The sequence below is a fragment of the Streptomyces sp. NPDC088810 genome, assembly GCF_044750305.1.
In the GTDB taxonomy this organism is placed as follows: Bacteria; Actinomycetota; Actinomycetes; order Streptomycetales; family Streptomycetaceae; genus Streptomyces.
The window spans coordinates 165,945-180,972 of the sequence record NZ_JBIVJQ010000006.1; the positions used below are offsets into that span (position 1 = coordinate 165,945).

A 15,028-nucleotide genomic window follows, 5' to 3' on the forward strand; every position below is an offset into this window, starting at 1 on the left:
GGCCCGGACCCCGCTCACCACCGCAGGCCCCGCCGATCACCGCCCACCCGAACCGGACGACGAAGGGACACGACATGGACGAGAACACCCGCTACCAGGTGCTGCGCAACGACGAGGAGCAGTACTCCCTCTGGCCCGCCGACATCGAGGTGCCCGCCGGCTGGCAGCCCGTCGGCAAGGAGGGCACCGAGGCCGAGTGCTCCGGCTACGTCGACGAGGTCTGGACCGACATGCGGCCCAAGAGCCTGCGCGAACGCATGGAGAACGCCGGCGCCTGACCGCCACGGACCCGCCGGGCCGGCCTCGCACACGCCGGCCCGGCACCCCGACCTCCCCCCACGTGCCGCCGTCCCGGCGCCCCACCGCCCTCGGCCCCCACCGCACCGCATCACTCCCGAGGAGCCCGCCATGACCCCCGTCCTGCGCACCGAACGCCTGGAGTTCCTCCCCTACCGGCCCGAGCACGAGGACGCCTTCGTCGCCCTGCTGCGCGATGCGGAGGTGTGCCGCTGGATGGGCCAGGAGCTCGTGCCCGAACCGGAGATCCGCGCCCTCTTCCGCGCCATCCTCACCGAGGTCTACCCCCGGCGCCGCTTCGACGTCTGGGGCCTGTGGCACGCGGGCGGCTACGTCGGCCACGCGGAGGTGAAGCCGACCGGCAACGTCGACGGCCACGAACTCGTCACGGCGCTCGCCCCCGCCTACTGGGGCCACGGCCTGGGCGGCGAAGCGGTCCGCGGCCTCCTTGGCCACGCCGCGGACAACCTGGGCCTCACCGAGGCCTACGGCATGGTCGGCGCCGAGAACACCGCCAGCCTGGCCATGTGCCGCCGCCTCGGCTTCCGCCACGTCCGCGACATCGTCGCCGACGACGGCACGGTGACGAAGCTGCTGGTCATCCCCACGGGGCTGGGAGCGGCACCGGGCGGGGCGGCAGCGGCTGCGGACGGTGCCGGCGGGGCCGTCCGGCGTGAGGAGGCCGTATGACGCGGGTGTCGGTCAGCGAGGGGGCCGCCGGGGCCGCGGACGGCGAACGGGCGGGTGGCTTGTGGCGCAACCGGGATTTCACTCTGCTGTGGACCGGGCAGTGCCTGTCCGATCTGGGCGGTGCCATGGTGGACCTCGCGCTGCCGCTGCTGGTGCTGCAGCAGACCGGCTCGCCGGCCCGGGCCGGGCTGGTCGGGACCGTCGGGCTGGTCACCGCGCTGGTGTGCCGGCTGCCGGCCGGGGTCCTCGCCGACCGTGCCGACCGCCGCCGGCTGATGATCGCCTGCGACGCGCTGCGGCTCGCCGGGTACGCCCTCCTCGGCTGGGCGGTCCTCACCGGCAGGGCCGGCCTGCCCGTGATCCTCGCGGTGGTGGTCGCCGGCTCCGCCGCCACGGCCGTCTTCAGCACCGCCGAGCACGCCTGCGTACGCAACCTGGTCCGCCCCGACCAGCTCACCTCCGCCGTCGCCCGCAACGAGGCGCGGACCTACGGCGTCTCGCTGGCCGGTCCGCCGCTGGGCGGCCTGCTGTTCGGGCTCGGACGGGCCCTGCCCTTCCTCGGCAACGCGCTCAGCTTCCTCCTCTCCCTCGTGGCCGTCTGCCGTATCCGCGGCCCCCTCCAGCAGCCCCGGCGCGAGGCCGCCCCGCCCCTCGGCGCGTCCACCGTGCAGGGCCTGCGCTTCCTGCTGGGGCATCCGTTCCTGCGCGCCCTGCTGGTGATCGCCGCTCCGCTGAACATGGCCTTCACCGGCATGATCTTCGCGATGACCCTCGCGCTGCGCCGCGCCGGCGTCTCCCCGCCCGTCGTCGGACTCGCCGGCACGATCTTCGCGCTCGGCGGCCTCCTCGGTGCCCTCGTCGCCCCGGCGCTCCAGCGGCGGCTGCGGCTGCCCGTCCTGATCACCCTGCTGTGCTGGGCGACCGCCGCGCTGATGACGGCCGGCGCGCTGCTGGCCGGCACGGTGGCGGCCGCCGTACCGCTGGCCGCCGCCGTGTTCCTCGGGCCCACGGCGAACGCCGCCCTCTTCGCCCACCAGGCCGCCGTCACCCCCGACCACCTCCAGGGACGCGTGGTCGGCGGCGTCCTGCTCGCCGCCGGCTCGGCCGCCGCGCTCGCCCCCGCCCTGGCCGGCGCGCTGCTGGCCCGCTGGAGTCCGGTCCCGGCCACGCTGGTCTTTCCCGCGCTGGTCACGGCCGCCGCGCTGACGGCCACCCTGAGCAAGGGCATCCGGACGATGTCCGGCTAGCCCGCGGTCACAGGGGCTGCGCAGGCGGCTCATACGCGCTGTAATGGCGAGGTGGTGAGTGAGGGCGCTGCGGTCAGCGGGACGAGAACGGCGCCGGAGCGTGCCGAAGTCGCCCTCGCCTCGCTGATGGCGTCCCCGGACACCCCCGACCGGCTCCGCCGCCTCCTCGAACAGGCGCTCGTGTTCGCCGGGGCGTCCTTCGCCGGGGTGTACACGCCCGGTGACGACCCCACCCAGCTCTGCCTGGCCGAGTCGGCCGGCCTGCCCCGCACCCTGTACGGCCTGCGGGACTGCTACCCGGTCACCGGCGGCTTCCCGGTCACCGAGGTGCACCGCACCGGACGCCCGCTGTGGCTCGGCCCCGCCGAACTGGCCGGCTGCCCGGACGCGCGCCGCACCCCGTCCCCGGACTTCTCCGTGGCCGTCCTGCCGCTCGGCCCGGCGGGCGCGGGCTGCCTGCTGGCGGTCGGCGAGCACCCCGGCGGCTTCGGCACCGACGACCGGGCCTGCCTGGAGCTGATCGCCGGCGCGGTCGTCGTCCCGGCCCCGGCCGCCGCGGGCGAGACCGGCGAGCTGCCCGAGGACACCTTCAGCCTGGCCATGGACAGCGGCCGGGTCGAGGTCGGCGAGGGCATCCTGCGGCTCTTCGGGATCGGCCGGGACGACTTCGACGGGCGTGTCGAGTCCTTGCTCGGCCGCGCGGTCCCCGAGGACCTGCCCGCCCTGATGTCCGTGGTCGAGGCCGACCACATGTCCATCGGCGACCGCGAGCTGGAGTTCCGCATCCTGCAGTCCACCGGCCCGCCCAAGTGGCTGCGGCTGCGCGGCCGGCTGCTGCCCGGCGGCGAGGGCCGCACCGCCCGGCTGGTGGGCACCGTCGCCGACGCCTCCACGCTGCGCTCCGACGTCACCGACGTGGCCCGGGTGCAGCGCCTGGCCGCCGCCCTCGCCACCGCCGGCACCGTCAAGGACGTCGGCCATGCCGTCGTGGCCGCGCTGCGGGGGCCGCTGCAGGCCGACCGGATCGCGCTGGCCGAACTGGAGAACGACCGGCTGGTCGTCACCGTCCTCGACCCGCCCGAACCCGAGGCCTGGCCCGAGGTGTGGCGCAGCGAGTGGCGCACCGAGTGGCCCGACGCGCCGGTGCGCGCCATGCCCACCCTGGCCGCCGCGCTGCGCGAGGGCCGCGCCCGGATCTGGCCCGCAGGCAGCCCGCTGGAGCCCGCCCTCGCCGAGGTCGGACCGGGCGGCCTGGCCGTGCTGCCGCTGCCCGCCGGCAGCCGCATGGCCGGCGCCTGTCTGATCGGCTGGGACCGCCCGCACGAGTTCGCCCCCGACGAGCGCGCCCTGCTCACCGCCTGCGCCGGCCTCGCCGGCCAGGCCCTGCTGCGCGCCCACGCCTTCGACGCCGAGCACGAACTCGTCGGCATGCTCCAGCGCACCCTGCTGCCCCGCCGCCTGCCCAGGCTGCCCGGCGCGGTCGCCGTCGCCCGCTACCTGCCCACCACCGCGGGCCTGGAGGTCGGCGGCGACTGGTACGACGTGATCCCGCTCGCCGACAACCACGTCGCCCTCGTCATCGGCGACGTCCAGGGGCACAACGCGGGCGCCGCCACCCTGATGGGCCAGATGCGCACCGCCCTGCGCGCCTACGCCGCCGAGGGGCACTCCCCGGACGTGGTCGTCGCGCACGCCAACCGGCTGCTGCTGGACATGGAGACCGACCTCTTCGCCACCTGCGCCTACGTCGACGTGGACATGGAGCAGGGCACCGCCTGGTGTGTACGCGCCGGGCACGTGCAACCGGTGCTGCGGCACCCGGACGGCACCGCGGAGGTCGTGCATGCCGAGGGCGGCCCGCCGCTCGGTGTGCTCGCCCAGGCCGAGTTCCCGATGACCCCGCTGCGCCTCCAGCCCGGCACCGTGCTCGCGCTGACCACCGACGGCCTGGTGGAGTCCCCCGCCGTCGACCTGGACGCCGGCATGGACCGGCTGGCCCGCCGGCTGTCCGCCGCCGACCCCGCCCACCTCGGGCTGGTCGCCGACGCCCTGCTCTCCGGCGCCCACCGCGGCGACGACGTGGCGCTGCTGCTGGTGCGCTACGACGGCATGGCCGTACGGCCGCTGCGGGAGAGCTGGACGGTGTGGCGGGTGCCCGAGGCGGTCCGGCACGCCCGCCGCTTCACCCGGCGCACCCTGCGCGCCTGGGGCGTGTCCCCGGACACGCTCGACGCGGCCCTGCTGGTCGTCTCCGAACTCGTCACCAACGCCCTGGTGCACACCGGCGGGCAGGTCCGGCTCGACCTCAGCCTGGTCAACCACCGGCTGCGGCTCGCCGTGGCCGACGCCTCCCCGCGCAGCCCGGTGAAGCCCACCAGCATCGGCTGGGAGGCCACCGGCGGCCGGGGCATCCTGCTGGTGGAGGCCGTCTCGGAGGCCTGGGGGACGGTCCCGGTCAGCGGCGGCAAACAGGTCTGGGCGGACCTCGTCCCCGACGGCTGACCCCCACTCGGGTGCGCGGGAAAGCCGTTCAGACAGGCTGGAGAGGCGTGCTCCGGCACCCGTGCCTAGGGTCGGTTGATGTGGCACACACCTTCGAAGAACTGGTGCAGAAGCAGCGCGCGGCCGAAGCGGCCCGCACCATGGTCGAGGAACTGCGCGACGCCTACGGGCCGCCGGCCGAGCGGCGGATGACGGGCGCCCAGTCGGGCACCTACGAGACCGCCCTGCGCGCCTGGCGGGACCTGGCCCGCGATGTGCAGACCGCGGTGAGCGAGTACGCCAAGGAGACCGGCCGGCCGCGGCGCGAGGTCGAGGCCGAGGTGGAACGGGCGGCCGCGTCCCAGGACGACCGGTGAAAGGCGGCGGCACCCGCCGCGCCGAGCGCGCCGCCGCGGCCCTGGACGCGCGGCTGCCGCTCACCGAGGGAGGTTCGCTGCTGCGCAAGGCGTTCCCGGAGCACTGGTCCTTCCTGCTCGGCGAACTCGCCCTGTACAGCCTGGTGGTGCTGATCCTGACCGGGGTGTGGCTCACCCTGTTCTTCCAGCCGGAGATGCGCGAGGTCGTGTACGCGGGGTCCTATGTGCCGTTGCGCGGGGTGCGCATGTCGGCCGCCTTCGACTCCACCCTGCGCATCAGCTTCGACGTGCGCGGCGGCCTGCTGATGCGGCAGACCCACCACTGGGCCGCGCTGGTCTTCGTCGCCGCGATCGGCCTGCACATGCTGCGGATCTTCTTCACCGGCGCGTTCCGCCGGCCCCGCGAGCTGAACTGGGTGATCGGACTGACCCTGTTCGTGGCCTCGCTCGCCGAGGGCTTCGCCGGCTACTCGCTCCCCGACGACCTGCTCTCCGGCACCGGGCTGCGCATCGCCCAGGGCATCATGCTGTCCCTCCCGGTGGTCGGCACCTACGTGGCCTTCTTCGCGTTCGGCGGCCAGTACCCGGCCCACGACGTCATCACCCGGCTGTACCCGCTCCACATCCTGCTGCTGCCCGGCGTCCTCATCGGCCTGGTCACCGTGCACCTGATCCTGGTGTTCCACCTCAAGCACACCCAGTGGCGCGGCCCCGGCCACTCCCACCGCAACGCCGTCGGCAAGCCGATGTTCCCGCAGTTCTCCGGCACCTCCGCGGGCCTGTCCCTCACCGTCTTCGGCGTCCTGGTGCTGCTCGCCGGCCTCGCCCAGGTCAACCCCGTCTGGAAGTACGGCCCCTACCGCGCCGACCAGGTCTCCACCGCCTCCCAGCCCGACTGGTACGTCGGCTTCCTGGAGGGCGCGCTGCGGCTGGTGCCCCCCTGGGAGACGAACGTCGCCGGGCACACGTTCATGTGGAACGTGCTGCTTCCGGCCGTCGTCCTGCCCGGCCTGCTGTTCGCCGTGCTCTACGCCTACCCGTTCGCGGAGCAGCGCCTGACCGGGGAGTGGCGGCACGAGCAGCACCTGTGCGACCGGCCGCGCGAGCGTCCCGTACGCACCGGCCTCGGCGTGGCGGGCACGGTGTTCTACGGCGTGCTGGTGATCGCCGGCGGCAACGACGTCATCGCCCAGACCTTCCGCGTCTCCGTCAACGGCATCACCTGGGTCCTGCGCATCGGGCTGATCGTGGCGCCCGTCCTGGCCTTCCTGGTGACCCGGTGGCTGTGCCGGGCCCTGACCGAGGCGGAGCGGGAGCGGCTCGACGAGGGGGTGCCGACCGGTGAGATCCGGCAGACCGTCAGCGGCGGCTACGACTCCGACCACGAGCCCGTCACGTCGTTCCGGCCGGGCGCCCCGCGCAGGCCCCTCACCGGTGCGCGTACTGGAACACCATCCCGAAGACCCCGCGAGCCAGAATCCCCAGACCGATGAGGAACAGCCACAGCCCGAAGACCACGCCGCTCGCCGTCACCGCGAAACCGAGCGCGGTGACGATCGGCCAGCCGCTCTCGTCGGGGAAGAACGCCACCGGCCCGGCCGCGTCCACCACCTCGGCCTCCGTGCGGTCCTGCGCGCGGCTGCCCCGGCGCCGGTACTGGATCAGGCAGAAGAAGGCGACCAGCGCCGCCATCGCGCACGCCACGACCAGCGCGACCGTGCCGGTCTCGTCCTGCGACCACACCCCGTACAGGGCGGCGCTGCCGCCGAAGAAGAACGCCACCCCGCCGAACAGCAACGCCTCCGTCTTCACCGGATCAGCTCCTCTCCGGGCGGCTGCTGGGTCTCGGGGTGGTGCAGGTCGAAGGCGGGCGACTCGGAGCGGATGCGCGGCAGGGCCACGAAGTTGTGCCGCGGGGGCGGACACGCCGTCGCCCACTCCAGGCCGCGTCCCCACCCCCAGGGATCGTCCAGGGTGACCCGCTCGCCCCGGACGGCCGTACGCCAGACGTTGTACAGGAACGGCAGCGTGGAGACGCCGAGCAGCAACGCGCCCAGCGAGGACAGGGTGTTCAGCAGGGTGAAGCCGTCCGCCGGGAGATAGTCCGGGTACCGGCGGGGCATCCCCTGCTCGCCGAGCCAGTGCTGCACCAGGAAGGTGAGCTGGAACCCCGGGAACAGCAGCCAGAAGTGGATCTTGCCGAGCCGTTCGTCCAGCATCCTGCCGGTGAACTTCGGCCACCAGAAGTAGAACCCGGCGAACATCGCGAACACCACCGTCCCGAACAGCACGTAGTGCAGGTGCGCCACGATGAAGTAGGTGTCGGTGAGATGGAAGTCCAGCGGCGGCGAGGCGATCAGCACCCCGCTCAGCCCGCCCAGCAGGAACGACACCATGAAGCCCAGCGCCCACAGCATCGGTGTCTCGAACGAGACCGACCCGTTGACCATGGTCCCGATCCACGCGAAGAACTTGATGCCCGTGGGCACCGCGATCAGGAACGACATGATGGAGAAGAACGGCAGCAGCACCGCCCCGGTGGCGAACATGTGGTGTGCCCACACCACCGCGGACAGCATGGTGATCGAGGTCGTCGCCCCGATCATCGGCACGTACCCGAACAGAGGCTTGCGGGAGAACACCGGGATGATCTCGGAGATGATCCCGAAGAACGGCAGCGCCACGATGTAGACCTCGGGGTGCCCGAAGAACCAGAACAGGTGCTGCCACAGCAGCGCGCCGCCGTTCGCCGCGTCGAAGACGTGCGCTCCGAACTTGCGGTCCGCCTCCAGCGCCAGCAGCGCGGCGGTGAGCACCGGGAACGCGGGCAGGATCAGGATCGACGTGAACAGCACGTTCCAGGTGAACATGGGCATCCGGAACATCGTCAGGCCCGGGGCGCGCAGGGTCACGATCGTGGTGATGAAGTTGACGGCGGTCAGGGTCGTGGACACACCGCTCACCACCAGGCCCATCGCCCACAGGTCGCCGCCCGCGCCGGGGGAGAAGTAGGAGCTGTTCAGCGGCGCGTACGCGAACCAGCCGAACGCCGCCGCTCCGTCCGGCACCAGGAACCCGGACACCACCATCAGCCCGCCGAACAGGTACATCCAGTAGGACAGAGCGTTCAGCCGGGGCAGGGCCAGGTCCGGGGCGCCGATCTGCAGCGGCATCACCGCGTTCGCGAACCCGGCGAACATCGGTGTCGCGAACAACAGCATCATGATGGTGCCGTGGATCGTGACGAACTCGTCGTAGCCCTGGTTGCTCAGCAACTGCAGCCCGGGCCGGGCGAGTTCCGCGCGCATGCCCAGCGCCAGCAGTCCGGCCAGCAGGAAGAAGCAGAACGCCGTGACCATGTAGAGCCGGCCGATCACCTTGTGGTCGGTCGTGGTGGCCCAGCGCAGCAGCGCGCGGCCGGGGCGCGGAGCGGGGGCCGTGTAACGCGTGACGATCTCGAACGTTTCCGGCACCTCTGGCAGATCGGTCATCCCGGGCGAGGTTACTCGCGGTGACCGAGGGGCCGGTCGCGCCACGCCCTGCGCACATCCGGTCGTATCCGCCGCCCGGGCGGGTACCCGGCGCACATGAACACTGCCATGTACCAAGCGGCCACCGGCGCTCAGGTGTTCGGGTATGTCCTGATCCTGCTCGCCGGGCTGGTCTGCGTCGCGGGACTGATCTGGGCCTTCCGGCTGGGCATCAAGGTGCGGGAACGGGAACCGGCGCCGCCGCGCCCCGAGGAGCAGCCCAAGCTGCCGGCGTCCGGGCCGGTCCACGAGATCCGCGAGGTCCGTGAGCCCGACGAGGTGCCGCGCGCGGCCGGCGACAGCGAGCGCTTGACCCCCCACCAGCTCGGCAATGTCGGCAGCAAGCCCGCCGACGACCAGCGCCGCCCCCGCTGGTCGCCCGGTTCCAGCGGGTCCTTCGGCGGCGGAGGCGGCGGCCGGACCTGAACCGCCGCGGACCGGGCCCGTGTTTGCGGGCCCGGCCGCCCGGGGACCCGGTCGGGCACAGATGCACAGCCCCGGGCCCCGGCGGGCCCGGCGAACGGCTCCCGCAGCGGGCGGGGCCAAGAAGGAAGATGAACGACGTGACCGCGCATGCCAGCGAGAAACCGGCCATACCTGACGCGGAGACGGGCTGGGCCGCCGCCCACCGCCTGCGGAACCGGGGAGTGCGCACCTGCGTGCCCGCCGTCCTGGACCGCACCTCGGCGCAGCGGCAGGGCCCGGACACCGAGGACAACATCGTGCGCGGCGAGGACTGACCCCGAGGTTCAGGCCCCGACGTTCAGGCCCGGGTCTTGGCGAGCAGTTCCAGGATCTCCGCGGTCGTGCCGGTCTCGCCGAGCCGCGGGAAGATCCGCTCGACGCTGTTGGCGTGTGCCTCGGCGTCGGCGTCGGCCATGGCGTCCGTGGCCAGGGTGACGTGGTAACCGTGCGCGTAGGCGTCGCGGGCGGTGGACTCCACGCCGATGCTGGTGGCGATCCCGGTCAGCACGATCTGCGTGACGCCCCGGCGGCGCAGCTGGACGTCCAGGTCGGTGCCGTGGAAGGCGCTCCAGTTGTGCTTGGTGACCTGGATGTCACCGGCGTGCCCGGACAGTTCGTCGACGACGACGTCCCAGCCCTCGGGGAAGGCGAGCCCGCGCGGCCCGCGCTCGGTACGGCCGGGCACGGCGTCCGCCCCGTCGGGCGCGAAGGAGACCCGGACCAGGACCACGGGCAGCCCGTGGGTGCGGAAGGCGTCGGCGAGGCCGGACGTGCGGGCCACGACGTCCGGGCCCGGGTACGGCTGGGTGGGCATGGCGACGATGCCGTTCTGGAGGTCGATCGCGACCAGGGCGGTACGGGGGTCGAGCGTGGTGAGCGACATGGGTCGGGTCAGGCCTTTCGGGAATCTCGGGGATCGCGCGGGGTGAGCCGGCCGGGGGAGCGGCCGGGCAGGGTCGTCGCCGGCAGCAGGGCCCAGCCGGCGAGCATGAACAGGGGCCGGCCGGGCAGCCCGGCCGCGGCGGCGGTCCGCTCCGGCTCGGCCTGCCGGTACAGGGCGCTCTGCATGGCGAGGCCGATCAGGCCCTGCGGGACGCCCGGCGGCACACCGGCCCTGAGGCGGCAGCCGGAGCGGGCTGCGGGCGCCGACCGGCAGCGCCAGCCCGGCGGGGAAGGGGGTTCTCCCTCCCGGTGCGGGCGGTGAGCCTCTGCCTCACGGCCGGGACAGCCGTTCCATCAGCTCCAGGGCCGCGAGGACCGTCTGCCGCTCCTGCTCGGTGTAGCGGTCCTGGAAGGCGCGGGCCAGCCACTCCTCCCGGACCTGCCGGTTCCCCTCGACGCGGGCCCGGCCGCCGTCGGTCAGCGTGACCAGCTGGCGGCGGCCGTCGTCGGGGTCGGGGGCGCGACGGATCAGCCCGTGCTGCTCCAGGGCGGCCAGCGTGGTCGCCATGGACTGCGGGCGCACCCCCTCGGCGGCGGCGAGCGCGCTGGCCGTGGCCGCGCCGTGCTTGCCGACCAGGGTGAGTGCCGACTCCTGCGAGGGGCTGAGGTCGGCGTCCTGCGCCACCTCACGGATGCGGCGCCGCAGCCTGCTGAAGACCACGCGCAGATCGCGTGCGGCGCGGGCGGCGGAGTCGGAGATGTCGGCCATGCCGTCAGACTAGGACCGACAGGTGAAGCTGTCCAGTCCAGGCTGTTCAGTTTTGGCTGCCTGTTTGCTGGGGTACTCGCGGCCCCGGACAGCGCAGCACGGCGGTGACCCGACTGAGCTAGAGGAGCGCAGATGAGCCCTCCGGACAGGTCCGGCCTGGAGGCGGCACTCCGGGCCGAGGTGGACGGCGAAGTCCGCTTCGACGCGGGCAGCCGCGGCGCCTACGCCACGGATGGTTCGAACTACCGGCAGGTCCCGCTGGGCGTCGTCGTGCCCCGCACCGTGGAGGCGGGCGCCCGCGCGGTGTCGGTGTGCGCACGCTTCGACGCCCCCGTCCTCTCCCGGGGCGGCGGCACCAGCCTGGCCGGGCAGTCCACCAACACCGCCGTGGTGATCGACTGGAGCAAGTATTGCACCGGGGTGATCTCCGTCGACCCCGAACGGCGCACCTGCGTGGTGGAGCCCGGCATCGTCCTGGACGAGCTCAACCGGCACCTCGCCCGCCACCGGCTCCAGTTCGGCCCGAAGCCGTCCACCCACAGTCACTGCGCGCTCGGCGGCATGATCGGCAACAACTCATGCGGCGCCTCCGCCCAGGCCTACGGCAAGACCGTCGACAACGTCCGGCGCCTGGAGATCCTCACCTACGACGGGCAGCGCGCCTGGGTAGGCCCCACGCCGCCCGACGAACGCGCCCGGATCATCGCCGGCGGCGGCCGGCTCGCCGAGATCTACGCCGGCCTCGACCGCATCGCCACCGAGTACCTGGCCGACATCCGCCGCGGCTACCCCGAGATCCCCCGCCGCGTCTCCGGCTACAACCTCGACTCCCTGCTGCCCGAGAACGGCTTCGACGTCGCCAAGGCCCTCGTCGGCAGCGAGGGCACCCTGGTCACCGTCCTGCGCGCCGAGATCGACCTGGTGCCCGTACCGCCGTACCAGTCCCTGCTCGTCCTCGGCTACGACGACATCTGCGCCGCCGCCGACGACGTCCCCCGCCTGCTGGAGCACTGCTCGCCCAGCCAGCTGGAGGCCCTGGACGGGCGCATGGCCCAGCTGATGCGCGAGGAGGGCGCCTACCTGGACTCCCTCGCCGTACTGCCCGAGGGCGACAGCTGGCTGCTGGTCCAGTACAGCGGCGACAGCCAGGACGACGTCGACGCCCAGGCACACGCGCTGCTGCGCGCCACCGGCCGCGGCGAGAAGGACGCGAACGTCGCCTTCTCCGACGATCCCGCGCGCGAGGAGAAGATGCTCAAGGCCCGCGAGGCCGGCCTCGGCGTCACCGCCCGCCCGCCGGACGACCGGGAGACCTGGGAGGGCTGGGAGGACTCCGCCGTACCGCCCGAACGCCTCGGCGACTACCTGCGCGACCTCAAGCAGCTGTTCCAGGAGTTCGACTACGACCACCCCTCCCTGTACGGCCACTTCGGGCAGGGCTGCGTCCACACCCGCATCCCCTTCGGGCTGCGGACGGCCGAGGGCGTGGCCGGCTTCCGGCGCTTCCTGGAACGCGCCGCCGATCTCGTCGCCTCCTACGGCGGCTCCCTCTCCGGCGAGCACGGGGACGGCCAGTCCCGCGGCGAGCTGCTCACCCGGATGTTCGGGGAACGGCTCGTCACCGCGTTCGGCGAGCTGAAGGCGCTCTTCGACCCCGGCAACCGGATGAACCCCGGCAAGATCGTCCACCCCAACCCGGTCGACGGGCAGCTGCGGCTCGGCCCGACCTGGCGGCCGGACACCCCGGCGACCCACTTCGGCTTCCCCGAGGACGACCACTCCTTCAACCGCGCGGTGATGCGCTGCGTCGGCATCGGCAACTGCCGCGGCCACTCCGGCGGCGTCATGTGCCCCTCCTACCGGGCCACCATGGAGGAGGAACACTCCACGCGCGGCCGGGCCCGGCTGCTGTTCGAGATGCTCGACGGGCACGCCGACTCCGCGATCAAGGACGGCTGGCGTTCCACCGCCGTGCACGACGCGCTCGACCTCTGCCTGGCCTGCAAGGGGTGCAAGTCCGACTGCCCGACCGGCGTCGACATGGCCACCCTGAAGGCCGAGTTCATGTCCCACCACTACAAGGGACGGCTGCGTCCCATGGCCCACTACTCCATGGGCTGGCTCCCGGTGTGGGCCCGGCTGTCGCGCGCCGCTCCGTCCCTGGTCAACTCGGCGCTCCGCGCGCCCGGCCTCGCGCGCCTGGGCAAGCGGCTGGCCGGCATCGACGAGGCCCGCGCGGCACCCGTGTTCGCCGAGCAGTCCTTCCTCCAGTGGTGGCGGGCGCGCGGCCGGGAGGAGCCCGACCCGGCCGACCCGCGCACCGTCGTGCTGTGGCCCGACACCTTCAGCACCTACTTCCACCCGGCCATCGCCCGGTCGGCCGTCCGGGTCCTGGAGGACGCCGGCTTCCGGGTCGCCGTCCCCACCCGGCCGGTGTGCTGCGGCCTCACCTGGATCTCCACCGGCCAACTGCCCACCGCCAAACGGGTGCTGCGCCACACCCTCGACGTCCTGCGCCCCTACCTGGAGGCCGGCACCCCGGTCATCGGCCTGGAACCCTCCTGCACGGCCGTCTTCCGTTCCGACGCCCCCGAGCTGATGCCGGGCGACCAGGACGCGGAGCGGCTCGCCGCACAGACCCGTACCTTCGCCGAACAGCTCGTCCACCACGCCCCCGACGACTGGCGGCCCCCGCAGCTCACCCGGCAGGCGACCGTGCAGACCCACTGCCACCAGCACGCCGTCATGAAGTTCGACGCCGACCGCGAACTGATGCGCCGGGTCCGTCTCGACGCCGAGGTGCTCGACGAGGGCTGCTGCGGCCTGGCCGGGAACTTCGGCTTCGAACGCGGCCACCACGAGGTGTCCATGGCCGTCGCCGAACAGGGCGTCCTGCCCGCCGTCCGCGGCGCCGCCCCGGACAGCCTGGTCCTCGCCGACGGCTTCAGCTGCCGCACCCAGATCGAACAGGGCGGCACCGGCCGCCGCGCCCTGCACCTCGCCGAGGTCCTCGCACTCGCCCTCGACGGCAGCCTGCCCAGCGACCACCCCGAGCGGCTGGCCGACCGGCCCGCCGAGCCGTCGGGTACGGCCCGCTGGGCGACGACCGCCGCCCTGGCCGCCCTCGCCCTGGGCGCCGCGGGCGGGCTGCGGCAGCTGCGGAGGTGACCATGAGCGACCAGCCGGCCGTCGAGGCCGTGGACACCGCCGTCTACACCGTGCCCACCGACACCCCCGAGGCGGACGGCACCCTCTCCTGGGACAAGACCACCCTCGTGCTGGTCACCGTCCGCGCCGGCACCACCACCGGGCTCGGTTACACCTACGCACCCGCCGCCACCGCCCACCTCGTCCGCGAACTGCTCGCCGGCACCGTCACCGGCCTGTCCGCCCACGACGTGCCGCGCGCCAACGAGCGGATGTGCCGGGCCGTGCGCAACGCCGGACTGCCCGGCGTGGCCGCCCAGGCGATCGCCGCCGTCGACATCGCCCTGTGGGACCTCAAGGCGCGCCTGCTCGGCCTGCCCCTGGTCCAGCTGCTGGGCGCCGCCCGCGACGACGTGCCCGTCTACGGCAGCGGCGGCTTCACCACCTACGACGCCGCCCGGCAGGAGCGCCAGCTGCGCGGCTGGGCCGAGGACGAGGGCATCCCCCGCGTCAAGATCAAGATCGGGGAGTCGTGGGGCGCCCGGGAGGACCACGACCTGGAACGCGTCGCCCGCGCGCGGGCCGCCGTCGGGGACACCGTGGAGCTGTACGTCGACGCCAACGGCGGCTACACCGCCGGCCAGGCCGTACGCGTCGCGGGCCCGCTCGCCGACCACGGCGTCACCTGGTTCGAGGAACCCGTCTCCTCCGACCACCTGACCACCCTCGCCGACGTCCGCGCCCGCACCCCGATCGACGTCACCGCCGGCGAGTACGGCTACACCCTCGCCTACTTCGAGCACATGCTGGCCGCCGGCGCCGTCGACTGCCTCCAGGCCGACGTCACCCGGTGCGGCGGCATCACCGTCTGGCTGCGCGCCGCCGCGCTCGCCCACGCGCGCGGGATCGACGTCTCCGGGCACTGCGCGCCCCACGCCCACGCCCATGTCGCCGCCGCCGTGCCCAACCTGCGGCATCTGGAGTGGTTCCACGACCACGTCCGCATCGAGCGGCTCCTGTTCGACGGCGTCCTCGACCCGGGCGGCGGCAGCATCACGCCGGGCGCCGACGGGGCACCCGGCCTCGGCCTGACCCTCGTGGAGGAGCGGGCGGCACCGTACCGGGCCGAGTGAGCCGGAACCG

At 73.7% G+C, this 15,028-nt stretch carries 15 protein-coding genes; 10 read left to right on the top strand and 5 right to left on the bottom strand.

The window, feature by feature from the left end; translation table 11 throughout:
- Positions 1-74 precede the first annotated feature (74 nt).
- The 6 genes from ACIP4Y_RS21000 (at position 75) to ACIP4Y_RS21025 (ending at position 6,585) form a co-directional block, all read left to right on the top strand.
- Positions 75-278 (top strand): MbtH family protein, encoded by a 204-nt coding sequence (locus tag ACIP4Y_RS21000; protein WP_401395510.1) that lies wholly within the window; start codon positions 75-77, stop codon positions 276-278.
- A gap of 130 nt (positions 279-408) precedes the next feature.
- Positions 409-987: a GNAT family N-acetyltransferase gene (locus ACIP4Y_RS21005; protein WP_401395513.1), complete on the top strand. Its 579-nt coding sequence runs from the start codon at positions 409-411 to the stop codon at positions 985-987.
- Positions 984-2,234: an MFS transporter gene (locus ACIP4Y_RS21010; protein ID WP_401395516.1), complete on the top strand. Its 1,251-nt coding sequence runs from the start codon at positions 984-986 to the stop codon at positions 2,232-2,234. Before ACIP4Y_RS21005 ends, ACIP4Y_RS21010 begins: the two co-directional genes overlap by 4 nt.
- Before the next feature lie 51 nt (positions 2,235-2,285).
- On the top strand, positions 2,286-4,736 hold the full coding sequence (locus tag ACIP4Y_RS21015) for a SpoIIE family protein phosphatase (protein ID WP_401395519.1): 2,451 nt from the start codon (positions 2,286-2,288) through the stop codon (positions 4,734-4,736).
- An 80-nt stretch (positions 4,737-4,816) separates the two neighbouring features.
- Positions 4,817-5,092, top strand: coding sequence for a hypothetical protein (locus ACIP4Y_RS21020; RefSeq protein ID WP_358644339.1), 276 nt, complete (start codon positions 4,817-4,819; stop codon positions 5,090-5,092).
- On the top strand, positions 5,089-6,585 hold the full coding sequence (locus ACIP4Y_RS21025) for a cytochrome bc complex cytochrome b subunit (RefSeq protein WP_401395524.1): 1,497 nt from the start codon (positions 5,089-5,091) through the stop codon (positions 6,583-6,585). Before ACIP4Y_RS21020 ends, ACIP4Y_RS21025 begins: the two co-directional genes overlap by 4 nt.
- Here the strand turns inward: ACIP4Y_RS21025 and ACIP4Y_RS21030 are convergent.
- Together ACIP4Y_RS21030 and ctaD are read right to left on the bottom strand one after the other, a co-directional pair.
- Positions 6,521-6,904, bottom strand: coding sequence for a cytochrome c oxidase subunit 4 (locus ACIP4Y_RS21030; protein WP_358644343.1), 384 nt, complete (start codon positions 6,902-6,904; stop codon positions 6,521-6,523). The genes ACIP4Y_RS21025 and ACIP4Y_RS21030 overlap by 65 nt on opposite strands.
- The gene (gene ctaD, locus ACIP4Y_RS21035; protein ID WP_401395528.1) at positions 6,901-8,583 is read right to left on the bottom strand and encodes a cytochrome c oxidase subunit I; all 1,683 of its coding nucleotides are present in this window, start codon (positions 8,581-8,583) and stop codon (positions 6,901-6,903) included. Before ctaD ends, ACIP4Y_RS21030 begins: the two co-directional genes overlap by 4 nt.
- A 96-nt stretch (positions 8,584-8,679) precedes the next feature.
- Between ctaD and ACIP4Y_RS21040 the strand changes: the two genes are divergently transcribed.
- On the top strand, positions 8,680-9,048 hold the full coding sequence (locus ACIP4Y_RS21040; RefSeq protein WP_401395530.1) for a DUF6479 family protein: 369 nt from the start codon (positions 8,680-8,682) through the stop codon (positions 9,046-9,048).
- Between the two features lie 128 nt (positions 9,049-9,176).
- Positions 9,177-9,362: a hypothetical protein gene (locus tag ACIP4Y_RS21045; protein ID WP_401395533.1), complete on the top strand. Its 186-nt coding sequence runs from the start codon at positions 9,177-9,179 to the stop codon at positions 9,360-9,362.
- Positions 9,363-9,385: 23 nt separating this feature from the next.
- Here ACIP4Y_RS21045 and ACIP4Y_RS21050 read toward each other — a convergent pair whose 3' ends face one another.
- The 3 genes from ACIP4Y_RS21050 to ACIP4Y_RS21060 form a co-directional block, all read right to left on the bottom strand.
- Positions 9,386-9,970 carry an isochorismatase family protein gene (locus tag ACIP4Y_RS21050; RefSeq protein WP_401395536.1) on the bottom strand — a complete coding sequence of 195 codons (585 nt, stop codon included), beginning with the start codon at positions 9,968-9,970 and terminating at the stop codon, positions 9,386-9,388.
- An 8-nt stretch (positions 9,971-9,978) separates the two neighbouring features.
- Positions 9,979-10,194, bottom strand: coding sequence for a hypothetical protein (locus tag ACIP4Y_RS21055; protein WP_401395539.1), 216 nt, complete (start codon positions 10,192-10,194; stop codon positions 9,979-9,981).
- Positions 10,195-10,300: 106 nt separating this feature from the next.
- Complete coding sequence (locus tag ACIP4Y_RS21060) at positions 10,301-10,738, bottom strand: MarR family winged helix-turn-helix transcriptional regulator (protein WP_401395542.1); 438 nt, start codon at positions 10,736-10,738, stop codon at positions 10,301-10,303.
- A 132-nt stretch (positions 10,739-10,870) separates the two neighbouring features.
- On the opposite strand from ACIP4Y_RS21060, the gene ACIP4Y_RS21065 reads away from it, so the two are divergent.
- Both ACIP4Y_RS21065 and ACIP4Y_RS21070 read left to right on the top strand, forming a co-directional pair.
- Positions 10,871-13,906 (top strand): FAD-binding and (Fe-S)-binding domain-containing protein, encoded by a 3,036-nt coding sequence (locus ACIP4Y_RS21065; protein ID WP_401395545.1) that lies wholly within the window; start codon positions 10,871-10,873, stop codon positions 13,904-13,906.
- Between the two features lie 2 nt (positions 13,907-13,908).
- Positions 13,909-15,018, top strand: a complete 1,110-nt coding sequence (locus ACIP4Y_RS21070) for an enolase C-terminal domain-like protein (RefSeq protein ID WP_401395548.1) — start codon at positions 13,909-13,911, stop codon at positions 15,016-15,018.
- The last annotated feature ends 10 nt before the right edge of the window (positions 15,019-15,028 follow it).